Below are 20,745 nucleotides of genomic sequence, written 5' to 3' on the forward strand. Positions count from 1 at the left end.
GAGCCCACAGCCGGCCCGTGGACGGCAGCGGGCGGGCGGCGCGTCAGCACGCGCCGCCCGCCCGGCCGTTGAGCAGGCATGTCCCGGAAGGGTCAGGAAACCACCGCCGTGTCCGGTGAGTTGGAGACCCGTTCGGCGCTGTCGTCGTCGCCTACGGCGATTCCGCGCCGCTTGGAGACGTACACCGCGACGACGATCACGGCCAACGCGAAGATCGCGACTGCGATCCGTACGCCCAGGTTCTTGTCGCTGCCGTAGGAGAACTTGATGACCGCGGGCGCGATCAGCAGCGACACCAGGTTCATGACCTTCAGCAGCGGGTTGATCGCCGGGCCCGCGGTGTCCTTGAAGGGGTCGCCGACGGTGTCGCCGATCACCGTGGCCGCATGGGCCTCGCTGCCCTTGCCGCCGTGGTGGCCGTCCTCCACCAGCTTCTTGGCGTTGTCCCAGGCACCGCCGGAGTTGGCCAGGAACACCGCCATCAGCGTGCCCGCGCCGATCGCGCCGGCGAGATAGGAGCCGAGCGAGCCGACGCCGAGCGTGAACCCGACGAAGATCGGCGCCATCACGGCGAGCAGACCGGGCGTGGCCAGCTCCCGCAGGGCGTCCTTGGTGCAGATGTCGACGACGCGCCCGTACTCGGGCTTCTCGGTGTAGTCCATGATCCCGGGGTGCTCGCGGAACTGCCGCCGCACCTCGAACACCACCGAACCCGCCGAGCGCGACACGGCGTTGATGGCCAGTCCGGAGAAGAGGAAGACGACCGCGGCGCCCGCGATGAGGCCGACGAGGTTGTTGGGCTGCGAGATGTCCAGGGACAGGCTGAGCGGCGCCCCGGGCCCGGTGAGCTTCTCCCCGACGTCCTGCACGTTGGTGGTGATCGCGTCGCGGTACGACCCGAACAGCGCCGACGCGGCCAGCACGGCGGTGGCGATGGCGATGCCCTTGGTGATGGCCTTGGTCGTGTTGCCGACCGCGTCCAGGTTGGTGAGCACCTGCGCGCCCGCGCCCTCCACGTCACCGGACATCTCGGCGATGCCCTGCGCGTTGTCGGAGACGGGGCCGAAGGTGTCCATGGCGACGATCACGCCGACCGTGGTGAGCAGACCGGTGCCGGCCAGCGCCACCGCGAACAGCGCCAGCATGATCGACGTACCGCCGAGCAGGAACGCGCCGTACACGCCGAGCCCGATGAGCAGCGCGGTGTAGACGGCTGATTCCAGGCCCACCGAGATGCCGGAGAGCACGACCGTGGCCGGGCCGGTCAGGGACGTCTTGCCGATGTCCCGCACCGGGCGGCGGCTGGTCTCGGTGAAGTAGCCGGTCAGCTGCTGGATGACGGCGGCGAGCAGGATGCCGATCGCCACCGCGACCAGGGCGAGGATCCGCGGATCGCCGTCCTTGCCCCTGATCGCCGCGTCGGAGATGCCCTTGAGGGCCGAGTACTTCGACGGCAGGTAGACGAAGACCGCGATCGCGACCAGCGCGAGCGAGATCACCGCGGAGATGAAGAAGCCGCGGTTGATCGCCGACATGCCGCTGCGGTCGGCGCGCCGCGGGGCGACCGCGAAGATGCCGATCATCGCCGTGACGACGCCGATCGCGGGCACCAGCAGCGGGAAGGCGAGGCCGGAGTTGCCGAAGGCGGCCTTGCCGAGGATCAGGGCGGCCACCAGGGTCACGGCGTACGACTCGAACAGGTCGGCCGCCATGCCCGCGCAGTCGCCGACGTTGTCGCCCACGTTGTCGGCGATGGTCGCGGCATTGCGCGGATCGTCCTCCGGAATGCCCTGCTCGACCTTGCCGACCAGGTCGGCGCCGACGTCGGCGGCCTTGGTGAAGATGCCGCCGCCCACACGCATGAACATGGCGATCAGGGCGGCGCCGAGGCCGAAGCCCTCCAGCACCTTCGGAGCGTCGGCCGCGTACACCAGCACCACGCAGGAGGCGCCCAGCAGGCCGAGCCCCACCGTGAACATGCCGACGACGCCGCCCGTGCGAAATGCGATCTTCATCGCGGTGTGCGAGACGGTGGTGAGATCCTTTTGCGGTTCGCCGGGTGCCGGGGTGGCTTCGCGGGCGGCCGCGGCGACGCGCACATTGCTGCGCACGGCGAGCCACATGCCGATATAGCCGGTGGCCGCCGAGAACGCCGCACCGATCAGGAAGAACACCGAGCGTCCGGCACGCTGATTCCAGTCGTCCGCGGGCAGCAGCATGAGCAGGAAGAACACGACGACGGCGAATACGCCGAGCGTGCGCAGCTGCCGCGCGAGATACGCCATCGCGCCTTCCTGGACCGCCTCGGCGATCCGCTTCATGCTGTCGGTGCCCTCGCCTGCCGCCAGCACCTGGCGCACCAGGATCCCCGCGACCACCAGCGCGGCCAGGGCGACCGCCGCGATGACGGCCACGATGATCCGGTTGTCGTCGGTCAGGACTGCGGCTGCGAGGGATGTGAGGTGACCCGGTTGAGGGGTAGAAAGCCCCGCCATTCGTCCTCCTTGACGCTTGGGCTGAGCTCAAGATGTGGGGATTCTAGGTACCTCAGTGTGATCTAAACAGGGCGCGGTAAACGGAATTCGCCTCCGGCGACTCATCGGCAAATGATCGAGATCTCTCCGGACAACCCGAATGGAGTAATGCCCTCAAGGCATTGACAATGATCGTGAATTTCTTCACGAATTGGGGAGGGTGTCGCCGGGTGGCCGGAAAAACACCGAGGGCCCTGATCGGCAGGGCCCTCGTGACGTGGTGGTACGACGCTTCAGACGAGCGTCGTGGCCGGTGGTGCGGTGGGCCAGGTCATGCGGATCAGACCGCCGTCGTGTCCGGTGGTGACCTGGACGTCGTCGACGAGGCCGCTGATGACCGCGAGGCCCATCTCGTCCTCCTCGACCTCCGCGTCGCCGTCCTGCCCCCCGGGCGCGCCGCCCGGAGTGGCGTGCGGCGCCTCGTCGCCGACCTCGATGGAGAACTGTTTCTCCTCTTCGATCAGCGCCACCTTCACCGGCGCGGTGATGCCGCTGCTCTGATGCAGTCCGACGGCACGCGAGCAGGCCTCGCCGACGGCGAGCCGGACCTCGTCGAGGACGGCCTCGTCCACCCCGGCCCTGCGTGCCACCGCGGCCGCCACCAAGCGGGCGGTCCGGACGTGCTCGGGCAGCGCGCTGAAGCGGAGTTCGACGGTGGCCATGCATCCCCCTCGCGACTACGGGCGTGCGGTCGGGGGCGGGGCCGCCGAGAGCCCGCACCCCCTGCTGTGCTTCTGTGCCCCGGGCCGCTCGGGGACCCGGGACGGAATCGGTCGACGCGCCGGCCGCGAACGCAACGGGCCGGACGGGACCGGCCGACGTCCGGACTCCCCACGGGAGCCCGGCGCCGGTGACCGGTCCGGGGTCAGTCGGTGGCCGCCACCGCTTCCTCGACCGAGGTGTGGATCGGGAACACCTTGGTGAGGCCGGTGATACGGAAGATCTTCAGAATGCGCTCCTGGTTGCAGACCAGGCGCAGCGAGCCCTCATGGGCACGCACCCGCTTCAGGCCGCCGACCAGCACGCCGAGCCCGGTGGAGTCGAGGAAGTCCACGCCCTCCATGTCGACGACGAGGTGGAAATTGCCGTCGTTCACCAGCTCGACCAGCTGCTCGCGCAGCTTTGGCGCGGTGTATACATCGATTTCGCCACCGACCTCGACGACCGTACGATCGCCGACGGTACGGGTCGACAGGGACAGGTCCACGGATCCTCCAGCACCTTGCTATCGAGCGGTCGCCCCTCGGGGACACCTCGGCGGCCCCCGGGACGCATCGCCAGCCGCGATGGCATTCAATCACTTACCGGCAGGCGTGCACGACGCCTTGGCTCCATTGTCCGTCACGCCAGTGACACACTCGGTGCCGATGGCCAAGAATCACCGATCCGATCGATCCCCGGCGGACCCGGCATCGCGCCCGTCTCCGGGCGCGGTCCTGGACCGGCTCGCCTCCGGGCCGAGCCGGGCTGCGCGCATCACCCATACGGAGCACTTGCCCCCGCGCGCGGGCCGCCATGCCGTCTGGCCTCACCGGATTCGCTCCGAGGTGATCGCGGCCGTTCGGGCGTGCGGCATCGAACACCCCTGGGCGCACCAGGCACTGGCCGCCGAGCACGCCCTGGACGGCGACTCGGTGGTCGTCGCCACCGGCACCGCCTCCGGCAAGTCCCTCGCCTACCTCGTGCCCGTCCTGTCCACCCTTCTGGACGGCGCCGAGGCTCCGAACGGCCGAGGGGCCACCGCGCTGTACCTGGCCCCCACCAAGGCGCTTGCGGCGGACCAGTGCCGGTCGGTGAAGGAACTTTCACAGCCGCTGGGCACCGCGGTACGCCCGGCCGTGTACGACGGCGACACCCCCTTCGAGGAACGGGAGTGGATCCGCCAGTACGCCAACTACGTCCTGACCAACCCCGACATGCTGCACCGCGGGATACTCCCGTCCCACCCGCGCTGGTCCTCCTTCCTGAAGTCGCTGAAGTACGTCGTCATCGACGAGTGCCACACCTACCGGGGCGTGTTCGGTTCGCACGTCGCCCAGGTGCTGCGCCGGCTGCGCCGCCTGTGCGCCCGCTACGGCGCCTCGCCCGTCTTCCTGCTGGCCTCGGCGACCGCCGCCGAGCCCGCCGTCGCCGCCCGCAGGCTGACCGGCCTGCCGGTGACCGAGGTCGCCGACGACGCCTCCCCGCGCGGGGAACTCGTCTTCGCCCTCTGGGAGCCCCCGCTCACCGAGCTGCACGGCGAGAAGGGCGCACCCGTACGGCGTACCGCCACCGCCGAGACCGCCGACCTGCTGACCGACCTCACCGTGCAGGGCATCCGCTCGGTGGCCTTCGTGCGGTCCCGGCGCGGCGCCGAGCTGATCTCGGTGATCGCCCGGGAGAAACTCGCCGAGGTCGACCGCTCCCTGGTCCGGCGTGTCGCGGCCTACCGGGGCGGCTACCTCCCCGAGGAGCGCCGCGCCCTGGAGCGCGCCCTGCACTCCGGCGAACTCCTCGGGCTCGCCGCCACGACGGCCCTGGAGCTGGGCGTGGACGTCTCCGGTCTGGACGCGGTGGTCATCGCCGGCTACCCGGGCACCCGCGCGTCCCTGTGGCAGCAGGCGGGCCGTGCGGGCCGCTCCGGGCAGGGCGCGCTGGCGGTGCTGGTGGCTCGCGACGACCCGCTGGACACCTTCCTCGTCCATCACCCCGAGGCCCTGTTCGACCAACCGGTGGAATCGACGGTCCTCGATCCCGACAACCCCTACGTCCTCGCCCCGCACCTGTGCGCCGCCGCCGCGGAACTCCCGCTGACCGAGGAGGACCTGGACCTCTTCGGCCCCGCCTGCGCGTACGTGCTGCCGCAGCTGGAGGCCGCGAAGCTGCTGCGCCGGCGGACGAAGGCCTGGCACTGGACGCGCCGGGAGCGGGCCGCCGACCTGACCGACATCCGCGGCGCGGGCGGACGCCCGGTGCAGGTCGTCGAGTCCGGCACGGGCCGCCTGCTCGGCACGGTCGACGCGGGTGCCGCGCACTCCACGGTCCACGAGGGCGCCGTCCACCTCCACCAGGGCCGCACCTACCTGGTGCGTCACCTGGACCTGGAGGAAGCGGTCGCCCTGGTGGAACAGGCCAACCCGCCGTACTCCACGGTCGCCCGCGACACCACCTCCATCTCCATCCTGGAGACCGACACCGAGATCCCCTGGGGCGCCGGCCGCCTCTGCTACGGCTCGGTCGAGGTCACCAACCAGGTCGTCTCCTACCTGCGCAGACGCCTCATCACCGGCGAAGTGCTCGGTGAGACCAAACTCGACCTCCCTCCTCGTACGCTGCGCACGCGCGCGGTGTGGTGGACGGTCACCGACGACCAACTGGACGAGGCCCGGATCAACCCGGAGATCCTCGGCGGCTCCCTGCACGCCGCCGAACACGCCTCCATCGGCATGCTCCCCCTCTTCGCGACCTGCGACCGCTGGGACATCGGCGGCGTGTCCGTACCCCTGCACCCGGACACCCTGCTGCCCACGGTCTTCGTGTACGACGGCCACCCGGGCGGCGCGGGCTTCGCCGAGCGCGCCTTCCGCACCGCCCGCGCCTGGCTCACCGCCACCCGCGAGGCCATCGCCTCCTGCGAGTGCGAGGCCGGCTGCCCGTCCTGCATCCAGTCCCCCAAGTGCGGCAACGGCAACGACCCACTGCACAAGAGGGGTGCGGTACGACTCCTCACGGTCCTGCTGCGAGGAGCGCCGGAGGAAAACCCGGCCGAATCGCAGACGCCGGAGCCGACACGGGGGCCGGTGTCTGGGGGTTGAACGGGTGCCTCGTGCTGAACGGCGTCTCGTGGTTGACCGGGGCCTTGTGCTTGGCGTGGGCGGCCGAACTCTCCGGTGGCCGCGGGCGGGCGCGGCTTGGCCGTTGATCAGGGGCGAGTCGGCTCTACCGGGGCCCCTTGGGCGGGCCTGGTCACTCCGGTGACGGCGCCGTCCTCCTCCCCGCGGGAGGCCACCGGCGCGGGTCCGGTCGGCGCCGGTTCTCCTCCCGGCTAGGGGCTGTTCGGCGCGGATCTTTCCGGCGCCGGTTCCGCCGGGCCCGCTCTCGCCCTGGCCTCCGCTGTGAACGGTCCCTTTCCGGAGGCCGCCGTCACGTCCGAGGTCTCGCCGACGATCGTGCACCGCACCAGCCGTACCCCCTGGGCCGCCGCCACCCGCTCGGCCCGAGCGCAGGCCGCCGCGCCGCCCTCTTCCCAGTGGGCCGCCGCCGCGAGCGCCGCCAGGTCCGCGCCGCCGGCCGCCCGGTGCCGGACGACGACGGCCTGCCCGAGCGCGAGCACGGCGCCGAACACCAGGCACAGCACCGCCATCGCGCCCAGGCTCCACACGGTGGCGGAACCCTGGTCGCCGTACGGCCGGCTCCTCGTCGCAGCGAGTCTGCAGAGCGCATGCCCCCGCCTCACTGCCCCGCCTCCCCCGTCGGCGCCGTCTCCTCGGCCGGTGCGACGGCTTCCTCACGGAGTTCGAACGGCAGTCCGCTCAGCACCGGCGGCCTGGCCACCACCGTCACCCGGACCTGGTCGCCCTCGCGTCCCACCGTCACCCGCGACCCGCGCGGCGCCGCCTCCCGGGTCACCGTGATCACCGCGTCGGCGGGATCCTGCCGGGCGGCGGCCCGGGCGCCGATGCGGGCGGCGTCCACGCACCGGATCTGCGCGGACACCAGGAGCAGCCCCCAGACCAGCGCCATGGTGAAGGCCACCAGTACGCACAGCACCACGGCCGCCTCCGCGGTGACGAATCCCTGGTCCCCACCTCGCTCACATCCGCGCACTGAGGGCCTTCTTCACGATGTCCTGCAGTTCGCCCCGGACCTGGCCGCTGGTGACGACCTCGTAGAGCAGCACCGCGAACCCGACGGCCGCGATGATCCCCATCGCGTACTCGGACGTCACCATTCCGGCGTCCCCACGGCCCTTCCGCCGCAGGCGTGCCGCCATCTCCTCGATCTTCTTGTGCAGGTGCATTCCAACCCCCGTGAGGCTCAGTGGTCTTTCGGTCGTTCGGTCTTTTGTTCCTTCGCGGCTCGCCGCGATGTCGTCGGCTACTTAGGCTCGCCGGCTCTCGTCCGTCTCATCTGCCTCCCATCACCCCGCCCGCCAGTCCGATCACGACGGGCAGCACGCCGACCGCGATGAAGGCGGGCAGGAAGCACAGGCCCACCGGAGCGGAGATCAGCACCGCCGCGCGCCGGGCGCGGGCCGTCGCCGTGCGGGTCCACTGGGCGCGCGCGTCGGAGGCGAGACGGGCGGCCGGCCCTGCCGCCGGCAGCCCGGACTCGTCGGCACGCTCCAGCAGCCGCGCCAGCGCCCCGGCGCCGGGCAGCTCGGCCAACCGCCGCCAGGCGTCCGCCGGTTCACCGCCGAGCCGTACCTCGGCCGCACCCCGCGCCAGCGCCTCACCGACAGGTCCGCCGAGTGCGTCGCCCACCGCCTGCGCGGCGATCACCGGACCCGCACCGGCTGCGACACAGGCGGCCAACAGATCGGCGGCCAGCGGGAGTTGCCGTAGCGCTTCGGCGGTGTCGGACGGCTCCATCCGCCCGGATGCCAGTTGCCGGCTCCGCCACCGCCACAGCACGGCCCCGGCGCCCAGCCCGAGCACGGCTCCGGCCACCCCGCCGACCAGCACCCACGCCCCGCACGCCGCCATGGCGGGGGCCGGCCATCGCCGCACCGCGCCCGCAGCCGCGAACCGCGGTCGGCCCGCCGGCACTTGTGACCCCAGCAGCTCGGCCACCCGCCGCCGCGCTCGGCGCCGCCGCCGGACCAGATCCAGCCGCAGAACGGCCCAGCCGAGAGCCAGCACAAGAACCCCGCCCATCCCCAGCCTGTGGACAACTTCCCCACTCATACCGCCCGCTCTCCCACACAGTCCGCACAGCCGCCCACTCACCCGACCCCCGCTCCCCGCACGATCCGCACGGCCCACCACAGCCCGGCGATCTCGAAGGCGGACCCGATCGCCAGGCAGCCGAGGCCGGCGCCGGTGTGGAGGAGGACGTGGAGGGGGGCCGCGCCCATGGCGGAGCCCAGGAGGAGACCGAGGGCGGGGAGCACGGCGAGCAGGACCGTGGTCGCTCGGGCGCCCGCCAACTGGGCGTGAAGGTCGGCCCGTTGGTCGCGCTCGGCGCGAAGGGCGGCCTCCAGCCGGTCCAGGCCGGCCGCGAGTCCGGCACCCTGGTCCACGGCCACCCGCCAGCACGCGGCCAGCCCGAGCAGCCCCTCGGCACCCGGTTGCCGGGCCGCCCCGGCGAGCGCGCCCGGCACGTCCCCGCCGAACCGCGCCGCCGCGACCACGGCCGCCTGCGCCTCGCCGAGCCCGCCGGAGTCCTGCGCCGCCCGCAGCAGCGCCTCTCCCGGCTGCCGTCCGGCCCGTACCTCCCCGGCGAGGGCCCCGCACAGGGCGATCACCGCGTCCGCCTGCCGCTCCCGGACGCGGCGGGCCTGCCGGGCCAGCCGTACCCGGCGCAGCACCGGCACCCCGGCCGCCCCCGCGACGACCGGAAGCACCGATGCCCCCAGCAGCCCGAGCACCAGGCCGGCGGCGAGCGCCCACCACTCGGCCCCCCATCGGGCCCTCATCTGTCGCAGGCGTGCGAGGGCCCGGTCCCAGGAGGGCGGGCCGGTCGTCACCACGCCGCCGCCCGCGAGCAGCAGTCGCGCCCGCCGCATTCCGTAGTGCCGCTCGCCCAGCAGCCAGGCCAGCGCGCCGAGACAGATCAGCGCGGCACTCAGGGACGTCTCACCGATCACTTCCATCACTCCCCGTCCCCGGACTCGCCTCGAAGCCACCCTCGAAGCCGTCCTCGAAGCCGTCCTCCAACTCGTCCTCGAACTCGCCCGCGGCCCTCAGCAGGTCCCGCAGCCGCTCCCAGCCCCGCTCCCGCGCGAAGGCCCGTTCGCCCCGGCGCAGGGCCGGCACGGTCCGGACCAGCCCCGAGGCGTTCCGCTCCAGGACGTGCACCTCGGCGATCCGGCGCCGCCCGGACCGGTCCCGTACGAGGTGCAGGACGACGGAGAGCGCGGCGGCCAGCTGGCTGTGCAGCGCGGCCCGGTCCAGCCCGGCGGCCGTGGCCAGTGCCTCGAGGCGGGCCGGGACGTCTGCGGCGGCGTTGGCGTGGACCGTGCAACAGCCGCCTTCATGACCCGTGTTGAGGGCCGCGAGCAGGTGCACGACCTCCGGTCCGCGGACCTCTCCGACGACCAGCCGGTCGGGCCGCATCCGCAGCGCCTGCCGGACGAGGTCCTCCAGCGTGACCAGGCCGGCGCCCTCCTGGTTGGCGGGCCGGGTCTCCAGCCGTACGACGTGCGGATGGTCCGGCCGCAGCTCGGCCGAGTCCTCGGCGAGCACGATCCGCTCGCCGGGTCCGGCCAGGCTCAGCAGGGCGCTGAGCAGGGTCGTCTTGCCGCTTCCCGTGCCGCCGCTGACCAGGAAGGACAGCCGGGCCGCGAGCAGCGCCTTGAGGACGCGGTCGCCGCCGGGCGGCACCGTGCCGGCCTCGACCAGTTCGTCCAGGGTGAACGCCCGGGGCCGTACGACCCGCAGGGCCAGACAGGTGCAGCCGACGGCGACCGGGGGCAGCACCGCGTGCAGCCGGGTGCCGTCGGGCAGGCGGGCGTCCGCCCACGGCCGGGCGTCGTCCAGCCGGCGTCCGGCCACCGCGGCGAGCCGCTGGGCGAGGCGTCGTACGGCCGCCGCGTCGGGGAAGGTCACCGGAGTCAGCTCCAGGCCGCCGCCGCGGTCGACCCACACCCGGTCCGGGGCGGACACCAGGACGTCGGTGACGTCGGGGTCGGCGAGCAGCGGCTCCAGCGGGCCGGCGCCGACGAGTTCGGACCTCAGCTGCCGGGCCGCGCCGAGGACTTCGGCGTCGCCGAGCACCCGGCCCTGCTCGCGCAGAGCCTGGGCCACGCGCGCGGGGGTGGGCTCGGCGCCGCTCTCGGCCAGCCGGCGCCGGACGCCGTCGAGCAGGGCGGCGCCGTCCGCGCGGTCGAGTCCCGGGAGGGTCATCGGGTGCCTCCCGTCTCGACCAGCGCACGCTCCCAGAAGGTCGCGCAGAAGCGGGCGAGCGGGCCGCGTCCGGTCGCGCCGGGCGGCTTCGCGCCGCCGTGGGGGCGCTGCAGCGCCGGTTCGACCGGCACCTCCCCGGCCAGCGGCAGGCCGAGCAGCCGGGCCACCTCCTGGTCGTCCAGCCCGGGTGCGTACGGCCCGCGCACCGCCACGCGCAGATCGCGCACGACCATCTGCACGGCGGAGGCGACACGCCCGGCGGCGGCGACCGCGCGCAGTTCGGCGGGGACGACGAGCAGCGCGAGGTCGAGCTGGGCGAGGGCTTCGGCGACTGTGTCGTCGAGGCGGCGCGGCAGGTCCACCACGACCGTGCCGCCGCGCCGCCGGGCGGCGGCGAGCACCGCGCGCACCGCCTGAGGCGGGACGGCGACGCAGTCGCCGCGGTCCCAGCTGAGCACGCGCAGGGAGTGCAGTTCGGGCAGCGACTCCTCCAGGGCGCCACCGCCGACCCGGCCGCGGGAGGCGGCGAAGGCGGGCCAGCGCAGTCCGTCGGCGCTCTCCCCGCCGAGGAGTACGTCGAGTCCGCCGCCGAGCGGATCGGCGTCCACGAGGAGGGTGCGCAGTCCCTGGCGCGCGGAGGTGGCGGCGAGCGCGCACGCGAGCGTGGAGGCGCCGGCGCCTCCCCGGCCGCCGATCACTCCGACGGTGAGGGCCGGGCGGCCGGCTCCCTCGGCGACGTCGGCGATCCGGTCGACGAGCCACTGCTCGCCGTCGGGAAGCATCAGGACGTGGTCGGCGCCGATCTCGACCGCGCGTTGCCACACCCCCGGGTCGTCCTGGTCACGGCCGACGAGCACCACGCCGCGCCGGCGCGTGGCCCCGCCGATCCGGCGGACGGCGTCGTCGCCGACGAGCACCAGCGGGGCCGTGTCCCAGCCGTCGCCGTGTTCCGGGATGCCGTGGTGGACCTCGGGGGTGGCGCCGGCGGCCGCGCACAGGCGCAGCAGGTCGTCCAGGAGCTCGGCGTCCTCGGTGAGGATGAGGGGCCGGCCCGGCGGGTCGGAGGCGCCGGGCGGCGGGTCGTGGGTGACGGCTGCGGTCACGGGTGTTCCCCCTTCGCTGCGTGGGCCGCGTGGCCCCCGCGGCCACGCGATTCCCAAAGGTGTGAAGAACCGGCAAGCGGCCTCCCATATGAGCGGCCGGCGGAAACCGGCCATAGGCGCTGCGGCAATCGGAACCGGCCATGAACTCGCCCCGGCCGAGCGCGCTGGAATCACGGTGCAGCGATCCGCGAAATCATGTGGATCTTGGTCGAAATCTGTGGACAACTCGAGGCCTGTGAATATCGCCGTCACCCATACCGGTGACCTCTGTACCGATCCCTGTGCGAGTTCCACAGAGCAGCGCGATGATTACACGCAGTAACGGATCTTGGTCAGGCGGAAGCGGTGCCCGCGGCGCAGCCGTGCCGGCGCCGCGGTCGCGCGAGAAAAGGGGAGGAGGGAGAAAACCCGTCCGGACATGCGACGACCCCCGCCGGGGGGGAGAGCGGGGGTCGTCTCCACGGCCGACTCGGGGGGGGAGGAGTCGGACCGGGTTAGCACGGTCGCGAACGATCCGTGACTTCCATGGTGTACCCGAGAGCCCTCTCAGGCAAACCCACGCGCCCACCTTACGCCGAATGGGCTCCGCCTATGCTCAGGGACGTGGAAAACCACTCCATGCCCCGCGCGGCAGCCTTCTTCGATCTGGACAAGACGGTCATTGCGAAGTCGAGCACGCTCACCTTCGGCAAGTCCTTCTACCAAGGCGGGCTGATCAGCCGCAGGGCTGCGCTGCGCACCGCATATGCCCAGTTCGTCTTCCTGGCCGGCGGCCTGGACCACGACCAGATGGAGCGCATGCGCGAGTACCTGTCGACGCTGGTCCGCGGCTGGAACGTGCAGCAGGTGCGGCAGATCGTCGCCGAGACCCTGCACGACCTGATCGACCCGATCATCTACGACGAGGCCGCCTCCCTCATCGAGGAGCACCACGCGGCCGGCCGGGACGTGGTGATCGTGTCGACCTCGGGCGCCGAGGTGGTCGAGCCGATCGGCGAACTGCTGGGCGCGGACCGGGTGGTGGCCACGCGCATGGTCGTCGGTGCGGACGGCTGCTTCACCGGGGAGGTGGAGTACTACGCCTACGGCCCGACCAAGGCAGAGGCGATCCGGGAGCTGGCCGTGTCCGAGGGCTACGACCTCGACCGCTGCTACGCCTACAGCGACTCGGCGACCGATCTGCCGATGCTCCAGGCCGTCGGGCACCCGCGCGCGGTGAACCCGGACCGCGCGCTGCGCCGTGAGGCACTCGCGCGCGGGTGGCCGGTGCTGGAGTTCCGCCGGCCGGTCCCGCTGAAGAAGCGGCTGCCCGCGTTCTCCGTGCCGCCCCGCCCCGCGCTGGTCGCGGCGGCCATAACAGCGGCGGCCGCGACCGCCGGCCTCGTCTGGTACGCCAGCCGGCGCCGGAGCACCGCCTGAGCGGGCGCATCTCCGCCGAAGGACGCCCGATTCACCCCCGTTTGAACCTGGAAGCAAAGAACGGCAGACAGGGCTTCCGCTTCCTCGCGGCTCGCGGTACAAAAGCCTTAGGCCCGCGAGACCACAGGACATCCGAGAGGATCCCCTACCACTACGCAGTGGCCCCACGGACCGCGCATGGACACCGGGCACCCACGCGACGTCGACCCGTCGATTACGGGCCAGCCGCACCAGGTGACGGGCAAAGTCCCCGCCTGATGGGCACATATCGAGGACGCATGGTAACTGGGTGAACATGCCAGCGGCGGTACGAGAACTCGTACCGCCGCATCCCATCTCCGGGGGTGGTTCCGGGCGTTGCCTCAGGCCGCGCCGCGCTGCAGCGCCTCGCACACGGCCGTCGACTCGCGCGCGCCCAGTTCGACCGCCCTGCCGCAGTGCGCGATCCAGGCCGCCATGCCCTCGGGGGTGCCGGAGACGTATCCCTCCAGCGCGGCCAGATAGGCGGCGCGGCCCAGCTCGGCGTGGCCGACCTCGGCCGGGCAGATCGCCTTGGGGTCCAGGCCGCTGCCGATCAGCACGATCCGCTCGGCAGCGCGCGCGACCAGGCCGTTGTGCGACACGAAGGGCCGTAGCGCGAGCAGCTCGCCATGCACCACGGCCGCCGTCACCAGCGCCGGAGCCGATGTCCCGGCGATGATCAGATCGGCGAGCCCCTCCAGCCGCCCGGAGACCTCCTGGGCGTCCGGCAGCGGCAGCTCGATCAGCGGCTCGTCCACCGGCTCGCCGGCCTGGCGCGGCCTGCCGACCTCGTCGCCCTGGGCCGCCGCGGCCACCACGTGCAGCCGGGCCAGCACCCTGAGGGGCGACTGCCGCCAGACGGACAGCAGCTGCCCGGCCTCCGCCGACAGCCTGAGCGCGGCGCCCATGACGCGCGCCTCCCCGTCGCCGCCGAAGTCGGTGCGCCGCCGCACCTCCTCCAGGGCCCAGTCCGCGCCGGACAGCGCCGCCGAGCCGCGGGCGCCGCGCAGCGCCGCCTCGGAGGTGATCTCGGGGCTGCGCCGCCGCATGATCCGGTGCCCGTAGACCCGGTCCACGGCCTTGCGCACGGACTCGACGGATTCGGCCACTCCGGGCAGCGAGCCCAGGGTCGCGAGCGGGTCGGCGTTCGCGCCAGTCGTACTCATGAGTACGACCCTACGCACCTCATCGGCCGACCCCTCGAAGGAGTGGTCTTCTTCACTCCCGCCGTGCACATACAGCTATCAGCTGACTACTCTTGGTGAACATGAAAATTGCTTTCGTCGGGAAGGGCGGCAGTGGCAAGACCACGCTCTCCTCCCTCTTCATCCGCCATCTCGCGGCCGCCGGCGCCCCGGTGGTCGCCATCGACGCGGACATCAACCAGCACCTCGGTCCGGCGCTCGGCCTCGACGAGGCGGAGGCCGCCGCGCTGCCCGCCATGGGCGAACGGCTGCCGCTGATCAAGGAGTACCTGCGCGGCAGCAACCCGCGCATCGCCTCCCCAGCCCAGATGATCAAGACGACTCCGCCCGGCGAGGGTTCGCGGCTGGTCCGGGTGCGGGAGCCGAATCCGGTCTACGACGCCTGCGCGCGGCCGGTGGAACTCGACGGCGGCGCCGTCCGTTTGATGGTCACGGGCCCCTTCACGGACGCCGACCTGGGGGTCGCCTGCTACCACTCCAAGACGGGAGCGGTGGAGCTGTTCCTGAACCACCTCGTCGACGGCCCCGAGGAGTACGTCGTGGTCGACATGACGGCGGGTTCGGACTCCTTCGCCTCCGGCATGTTCACCCGCTTCGACATGACGTTCCTCGTCGCCGAACCGACCCGGAAGGGGGTCTCCGTCTATCGCCAGTACAAGGAGTACGCCCGCGACTTCGGCGTCGCCCTGAAGGTCGTCGGCAACAAGGTCCAGGATCAGGACGACATCGACTTCCTGCGCGCGGAGGTCGGGGACGACCTGCTCGTGGCCGTCGGCCGCTCGGACTGGGTGCGCGCCATGGAGAAGGGCCGGCCGCCCGGGTTCGACCTGCTGGAGGAGGCCAACGCCCGCGCCCTGCACACCCTGCGGGCCGCCGTGGACGCCACGTACGAACACCGCGACTGGGAGCGCTACACCCGGCAGATGGTGCACTTCCACCTGAAGAACGCCGAGGCGTGGGGCAACGAACGCACCGGGGCCGACCTGGCGGCCCAGGTCGACCCCGCCTTCGTGCTCAGCGAGACCCTCGGCGCGGAAGCCACAACGGCGGTGTGACCCGCTGCTTGAGTGGCAACTGCGGCGTGCGGTGACCCTTAAGGCCTGACCGCCGGCGCCCCGGGGACGCCCTTCGGCGCCGGGGCCGGGCGGCCGGAGAGGAAGGACGCCCAGCCCTGCCTGGGGGCCTCGCCCACCTGGAGGGTGCGCAGTTTCTCCAGGACCCGTGGATCCTGGGCGTCCAGCCAGTCGGCCAGCTGATGGAAGGAGACACAGCGCACGTCGGGCTTGGTGCACACCTCCTTCACCGTCTCCTCGACGGCGCGCATGTAGGTGCCGCCGTTCCAGGACTCGAAGTGGTTGCCGATGATCAGCGGCGCGCGGTTGCCGTCGTAGGCCCGGTAGAAGCCCTTGAGCAGGCCGTCGCGCATCTGGTCGCCCCAGTACTGGAACTTGTCCGGGTCGCCCTGGGTCCGGGTGCCGGACTGGTTGACCATGAAGTTGTAGTCCATGGTCAACTGCTCGTACGTGTGGCCGGGGAACGGCACCAGCTGCATCGACAGGTCCCACAGGCCCTGCTTCTTCGTGGGCCAGACCTGCTCGACGACCCCGCTGGAGTCATAGCGGAAGCCCAGCTCGCGGGCCGCCTTCATGAAGTTCTTCCGGCCTTCCAGGCAGGGGGTGCGGGCGCCGATCAGCTCCTTGTCGTAATCGAAGGGCAGCGGCGCCGACTTGGTCATGCCGGTGTTGGTCTTCCAGGACTTCACGAACTGCTTGGCCTGGGCGATCTCGCTCTTCCACTCGTCCACCGACCAGGTGCCCACCCCTCCATCGGTACCGCAGAAATGGCCGTTGAAGTGGGTGCCGATCTCACTGCCCTCCAGCCAGGCCAGCCGGGCCTGCTCGACGGTGTCGGCGATCCCCTTCTCGTCGTTGAAGCCGATCTCGGAGCTGCCGGGCGAGTGCTGGGGCGGCTTGTACAGCTCGCGCTTCTCCTTCGGCAGCATGTACACGCCGCTGAGGAAGTACGTCATGGCCGCGTGGTTCTCCTTGGCGACCTGACGAAAGTGCGAGAACAGCTTCTGGCTGTCCTCGCCCGCGCCGTCCCAGGAGAACACCACGAACTGCGGCGGCTTCTGACCCGGCTTCAGCCGCTCGGGTCTGGGCAGATGCGGCTGCGAGCCGGTGTACGCGGTGGATCCGTCGCCGATCAGCCGAAGCACGCTGCCCGGCGCCGGCGCCCCCTGCTGCGGGCCGGGCGCAGCCTGCTTCGCACCATGAGAACCGTGGGAGGGTGAGGTGTGGGAGCCGGTCGCACAACCGGCGAGCGGCGAGGCACAGGCCGCGGCGACCAAGACGCCGACGGCGATCCTCTGGGTGGCGGCCATCTTCCGCCCACCTTCTTCCTTCTCTCTGGCAATCGCTGACGTGGGCCGTTTTCTGGTGATGCGCCGGGCTTGCACCGACAGCGCCGCCAAGGTCGCACGAGATCGAGAAGGAATTAGTACGACAAGCCGATCACGTGATTACTTCACTCATGCGAGGGATGAGCTGGGCTGTCCGCCGCGAAACGTCATGCACGGCCCCCGCCACCAGGGGACCGACCAGCCACACCAACAGGTCTAAACCAATTTTCCCGGCGACCCTTGTCATCGGACCCCCGCGTCTGATGAGCTGTGGCCCGGGACACAACGGACACCCTTCGAAAGGGAGATGTCGTGAGCAACGAGAGCCTGGCCAACCTGCTCAAGGAAGAACGCAGGTTCGCGCCCCCGGCCGACCTGGCAGCGGACGCCAACGTCACCGCGGAGGCGTATGCACAGGCCAAGGCTGACAGGCTCGGCTTCTGGGCCGAGCAGGCCCGCCGGCTGACCTGGGCCAAGGAACCGACCGAGACGCTGGACTGGTCGAACCCGCCGTTCGCGAAGTGGTTCAAGGACGGCGAGCTGAACGTCGCCTACAACTGCGTGGACCGGCATGTGGAGGCCGGGCACGGGGACCGTGTCGCCATCCACTTCGAGGGCGAGCCGGGCGACAGCCGCTCCCTCACCTACGCCGAGTTGAAGGACGAGGTCTCCAAGGCGGCCAACGCGCTGCTGGAGCTCGGTGTCCGCAAGGGCGACCGGGTCGCCATCTACATGCCGATGATCCCGGAGACCGCGATCGCGATGCTGGCCTCGGCCCGTATCGGCGCCACGCACTCGGTGGTCTTCGGCGGCTTCTCGGCGGACGCGCTCGCGACCCGCATCCAGGACGCGGACGCCAAGGTGGTCGTCACCGCCGACGGCGGCTACCGGCGTGGCAAGCCGTCCGCGCTCAAGCCCGCCGTGGACGAGGCGATCACCAAGGTCGACAACGTCGAGCACGTGCTGGTGGTGCGCCGTACCGGCCAGGACGTGGCGTGGACCGAGGGCCGGGACGTGTGGTGGCACGAGCTGGTCGAGCGGCAGCCGGCCGAGCACACCCCGGAGGCGTTCGAGGCGGAGCACCCGCTGTTCATCCTCTACACCTCGGGCACGACGGGGAAGCCGAAGGGCATCCTGCACACCTCCGGCGGCTACCTCACCCAGACGGCGTACACGCACTGGGCGGTCTTCGACCTCAAGCCGGAGACGGACGTGTACTGGTGCACGGCCGACGTCGGCTGGGTGACCGGGCACTCGTACATCGTGTACGGCCCGCTGGCCAACGGGGCGACGCAGGTCATGTACGAGGGCACGCCGGACACCCCGCACCAGGGCCGGTTCTGGGAGATCGTGCAGAAGTACAAGGTCACGATCCTCTACACGGCGCCGACGGCGATCCGGACGTTCATGAAGTGGGGCGACGACATCCCCGCGAAGTTCGACCTCGGCAGCCTGCGTGTCCTCGGCTCCGTCGGCGAGCCCATCAACCCCGAGGCGTGGGTCTGGTACCGGAAGAACATCGGCGCCGACCGCACGCCGGTGGTGGACACCTGGTGGCAGACCGAGACCGGCGCGATGATGATCTCGCCGCTGCCCGGCGTCACCGAGGCCAAGCCGGGCTCCGCGCAGACCCCGCTGCCCGGCATCAGCGCGACCGTCGTCGACGACGAGGCCAACGAGGTGCCCAACGGCGGCGGTGGCTACCTGGTCCTCACCGAGCCCTGGCCGTCGATGCTGCGCACCATCTGGGGCGACGACCAGCGGTTCATCGACACCTACTGGTCCCGGTTCGAGGGCAAGTACTTCGCCGGCGACGGCGCGAAGAAGGACGACGACGGCGACATCTGGCTGCTGGGCCGGGTGGACGACGTGATGCTCGTGTCCGGGCACAACATCTCCACCACCGAGGTCGAGTCCGCGCTCGTCTCGCATCCCGCGGTCGCCGAGGCGGCCGTCGTCGGCGCCGCCGACGAGACCACCGGACAGGCGATCGTCGCGTTCGTCATCCTGCGCGGTACGGCCGCGGAGACCGAGGCGCTCATCGGCGAGCTGCGCGACCACGTGGGCGCCACGCTCGGCCCGATCGCCAAGCCCAAGCGGATCCTGCCGGTGGCCGAGCTGCCCAAGACCCGCTCCGGCAAGATCATGCGCCGTCTGCTGCGGGACGTGGCCGAGAACCGCCAGCTCGGCGACGTCACCACGCTGACGGACAGCACGGTCATGGATCTCATCCAGGCGAAGCTGCCCGCGGCGCCGAGCGAGGACTAGGCGAGGCGGCGGCACGAGGGCGCCCGGTGTCACCACCGGGCGCCCCTTTTCGTTCGGATCGCTAAATGTTCCGCGTCAAAAACTGGTAAAGTGGCAGGCACAGGGTGTGCCGGGAAGTCTGGTCGGCGACGCCGTCGGCGACCGTGCGCGACGGCGTGATCATCGTCGTACGACCCGGAGGTCCCCGCCGTGGCCGCACCCCGCACCCGCACCCCCCGCAAGGCCCTCGGACGCCTGTCCCTGCCCGAGCGCGCCTTCGTCGCGGACGCGCTGCGGACCGAGACCGTCGGTGGTGTCCTGCTGCTCCTCGCCACCGTGGCGGCGCTGATCTGGGCGAACATCCCCGCCCTGCACGACAGCTACGAGTCCGTCAGCCACTTCCACCTCGGTCCGGGCGCGCTCGGCCTGCACCTGTCCGTGGCGCACTGGGCCGCCGACGGCCTGCTCGCGGTGTTCTTCTTCGTCGCCGGCATCGAGCTCAAGCGCGAACTGGTCGCCGGGGACCTGCGCGACCCCAGGGCGGCCGTCCTGCCCGTGGTGGCCGCGCTGTGCGGGATGGCCGTACCGGCACTCGTCTACACGGTCACCAACCTCACCGGACACGGCTCGGCGCAGGGCTGGGCGGTGCCCACGGCCACGGACATCGCGTTCGCGCTCGCCGTCCTCGCGGTGATCGGCACCTCCCTGCCCAGTTCGCTGCGGGCCTTCCTGCTCACCCTGGCGGTGGTCGACGACCTCTTCGCGATCCTGATCATCGCGGTCTTCTTCACCGACGCTCTGGACTTCGCCGCGCTCGGCGGGGCCGTCGCCGGGCTGGTGGTGTTCTGGCTGCTGCTGCGCAAGGGCGTCCGCGGCTGGTACGTGTACGTGCCGCTCGCCGTGGTGATCTGGGCGCTGATGTACAACAGCGGCGTGCACGCCACCATCGCCGGCGTGGCGATGGGCCTGATGCTGCGCTGCACCACCCGGGAGGGTGAGCGGCACTCGCCGGGCGAGCACGTCGAGCACCTGGTACGGCCCCTCTCCGCCGGGCTCGCGGTGCCGATGTTCGCGCTGTTCAGCGCCGGCGTCGCCGTCACGGGCGGCGCGCTCGGGGACGTGTTCGGCAGGCCGCAGACGCTGGGTGTGGTGCTGGGGCTCGTGCTCGGCAAGACGATCGGCATCTTCGGCGGCGCCTGGCTGGCCGTCCGCTTCACCCGCGCCTCCCTCAGCGAGGACCTCGCCTGGGCGGACGTCTTCGCGGTGGCCTGCCTCGCCGGCATCGGCTTCACCGTCTCCCTGCTCATCGGCGAACTCGCCTTCGCCGGGGACGCCGTCCTCACCGACGAGGTCAAGACGTCCGTCCTCGTCGGCTCGCTCATCGCGGCGACGTGCGCGACGGTGCTGCTGAAGATACGCAACACCAAGTACCGCAGGCTGTGCGAGGAGGAGGAGCGCGACGAGGACCTCGACGGCATCCCGGACGTCTACGAGCAGGACGACCCCGCCTATCACCTCCGTATGGCCGAGATCCACGAGCGCAAGGCCGCCGAGCACCGCCGTATCGCCGCCGAGAAGGCCGCGGTGGCGCGCCACGGGCTTCAGGAAGTACCGGGCGGGGCAGGCGAGGAGGACGACCGTCCGGCATGATCTGACGAGACGGTACAAAACAAGACGGCCACACCGGCGGGCCCGCCGGCCACGTACGACGGCACGCGCACGACGCCGCGCGCACGACGTCACGACGGCACGGCACCGGCACGCCGCGGC

The 20,745-nt window shown here is 71.9% G+C and carries 17 protein-coding genes; 5 read left to right on the top strand and 12 right to left on the bottom strand.

Annotation, left to right across the window (positions count from 1 at the left end; all coding sequences use genetic code 11):
- Window positions 1–92: 92 nt before the first annotated feature.
- The 3 genes from AB0950_RS28120 to bldG form a co-directional block, all read right to left on the bottom strand.
- Window positions 93–2,495, bottom strand: coding sequence for a sodium-translocating pyrophosphatase (locus AB0950_RS28120; RefSeq protein WP_360154066.1), 2,403 nt, complete (start codon window positions 2,493–2,495; stop codon window positions 93–95).
- 272 nt (window positions 2,496–2,767) lie between these two features.
- A complete protein-coding gene (locus AB0950_RS28125) occupies window positions 2,768–3,196 on the bottom strand; it encodes an ATP-binding protein (protein ID WP_360154069.1) in 429 nt (142 codons plus the stop codon).
- Between the two features lie 203 nt (window positions 3,197–3,399).
- Complete coding sequence (gene bldG / locus AB0950_RS28130) at window positions 3,400–3,741, bottom strand: anti-sigma factor antagonist BldG (RefSeq protein WP_010986038.1); 342 nt, start codon at window positions 3,739–3,741, stop codon at window positions 3,400–3,402.
- Between the two features lie 79 nt (window positions 3,742–3,820).
- Here bldG and AB0950_RS28135 point away from each other — a divergent pair, with 79 nt between their 5' ends.
- Window positions 3,821–6,328, top strand: coding sequence for a DEAD/DEAH box helicase (locus tag AB0950_RS28135; protein WP_366779669.1), 2,508 nt, complete (start codon window positions 3,821–3,823; stop codon window positions 6,326–6,328).
- A 230-nt stretch (window positions 6,329–6,558) separates the two neighbouring features.
- Here AB0950_RS28135 and AB0950_RS28140 read toward each other — a convergent pair whose 3' ends face one another.
- From AB0950_RS28140 to ssd, 7 genes are all read right to left on the bottom strand, one after another.
- Complete coding sequence (locus tag AB0950_RS28140; protein WP_360154076.1) at window positions 6,559–6,969, bottom strand: Rv3654c family TadE-like protein; 411 nt, start codon at window positions 6,967–6,969, stop codon at window positions 6,559–6,561.
- Complete coding sequence (locus tag AB0950_RS28145) at window positions 6,966–7,340, bottom strand: TadE family type IV pilus minor pilin (RefSeq protein ID WP_360154079.1); 375 nt, start codon at window positions 7,338–7,340, stop codon at window positions 6,966–6,968. Before AB0950_RS28145 ends, AB0950_RS28140 begins: the two co-directional genes overlap by 4 nt.
- Entirely contained in the window at window positions 7,327–7,533 is a 207-nt protein-coding gene (locus tag AB0950_RS28150) for a DUF4244 domain-containing protein (protein WP_360154082.1), read from the bottom strand. Before AB0950_RS28150 ends, AB0950_RS28145 begins: the two co-directional genes overlap by 14 nt.
- A gap of 106 nt (window positions 7,534–7,639) precedes the next feature.
- Window positions 7,640–8,419: a type II secretion system F family protein gene (locus AB0950_RS28155; protein ID WP_360154085.1), complete on the bottom strand. Its 780-nt coding sequence runs from the start codon at window positions 8,417–8,419 to the stop codon at window positions 7,640–7,642.
- A gap of 38 nt (window positions 8,420–8,457) precedes the next feature.
- The gene (locus tag AB0950_RS28160) at window positions 8,458–9,327 is read right to left on the bottom strand and encodes a type II secretion system F family protein (RefSeq protein WP_360154088.1); all 870 of its coding nucleotides are present in this window, start codon (window positions 9,325–9,327) and stop codon (window positions 8,458–8,460) included.
- On the bottom strand, window positions 9,311–10,579 hold the full coding sequence (locus AB0950_RS28165) for a TadA family conjugal transfer-associated ATPase (RefSeq protein ID WP_360154091.1): 1,269 nt from the start codon (window positions 10,577–10,579) through the stop codon (window positions 9,311–9,313). The genes AB0950_RS28160 and AB0950_RS28165 overlap by 17 nt, the downstream gene beginning before the upstream one ends.
- Window positions 10,576–11,682 (bottom strand): septum site-determining protein Ssd, encoded by a 1,107-nt coding sequence (ssd, locus tag AB0950_RS28170; RefSeq protein ID WP_360154094.1) that lies wholly within the window; start codon window positions 11,680–11,682, stop codon window positions 10,576–10,578. The genes AB0950_RS28165 and ssd overlap by 4 nt, the downstream gene beginning before the upstream one ends.
- Window positions 11,683–12,273: 591 nt before the next feature.
- On the opposite strand from ssd, the gene AB0950_RS28175 reads away from it, so the two are divergent.
- On the top strand, window positions 12,274–13,101 hold the full coding sequence (locus tag AB0950_RS28175) for an HAD-IB family hydrolase (RefSeq protein ID WP_360154097.1): 828 nt from the start codon (window positions 12,274–12,276) through the stop codon (window positions 13,099–13,101).
- Window positions 13,102–13,463: 362 nt separating this feature from the next.
- On the opposite strand, the gene AB0950_RS28180 is transcribed toward AB0950_RS28175, so the two are convergent.
- Entirely contained in the window at window positions 13,464–14,288 is an 825-nt protein-coding gene (locus AB0950_RS28180) for an oxidoreductase (RefSeq protein ID WP_366779670.1), read from the bottom strand.
- Between the two features lie 101 nt (window positions 14,289–14,389).
- On the opposite strand from AB0950_RS28180, the gene AB0950_RS28185 reads away from it, so the two are divergent.
- Entirely contained in the window at window positions 14,390–15,382 is a 993-nt protein-coding gene (locus AB0950_RS28185) for an ATP-binding protein (protein ID WP_366779671.1), read from the top strand.
- A gap of 38 nt (window positions 15,383–15,420) precedes the next feature.
- Here the strand turns inward: AB0950_RS28185 and AB0950_RS28190 are convergent, their stop codons facing one another.
- On the bottom strand, window positions 15,421–16,710 hold the full coding sequence (locus AB0950_RS28190; protein WP_366779672.1) for a hypothetical protein: 1,290 nt from the start codon (window positions 16,708–16,710) through the stop codon (window positions 15,421–15,423).
- A gap of 330 nt (window positions 16,711–17,040) precedes the next feature.
- Between AB0950_RS28190 and acs the strand changes: the two genes are divergently transcribed.
- Together acs and nhaA are read left to right on the top strand one after the other, a co-directional pair.
- Window positions 17,041–18,996: an acetate--CoA ligase gene (gene acs / locus AB0950_RS28195; RefSeq protein WP_360154109.1), complete on the top strand. Its 1,956-nt coding sequence runs from the start codon at window positions 17,041–17,043 to the stop codon at window positions 18,994–18,996.
- A gap of 189 nt (window positions 18,997–19,185) precedes the next feature.
- Window positions 19,186–20,625: a Na+/H+ antiporter NhaA gene (gene nhaA, locus AB0950_RS28200; protein ID WP_366779673.1), complete on the top strand. Its 1,440-nt coding sequence runs from the start codon at window positions 19,186–19,188 to the stop codon at window positions 20,623–20,625.
- The last annotated feature ends 120 nt before the right edge of the window (window positions 20,626–20,745 follow it).

It is taken from the genome of Streptomyces sp. NPDC007189 (assembly GCF_040703635.1).
Lineage (GTDB): Bacteria > Actinomycetota > Actinomycetes > Streptomycetales > Streptomycetaceae > Streptomyces.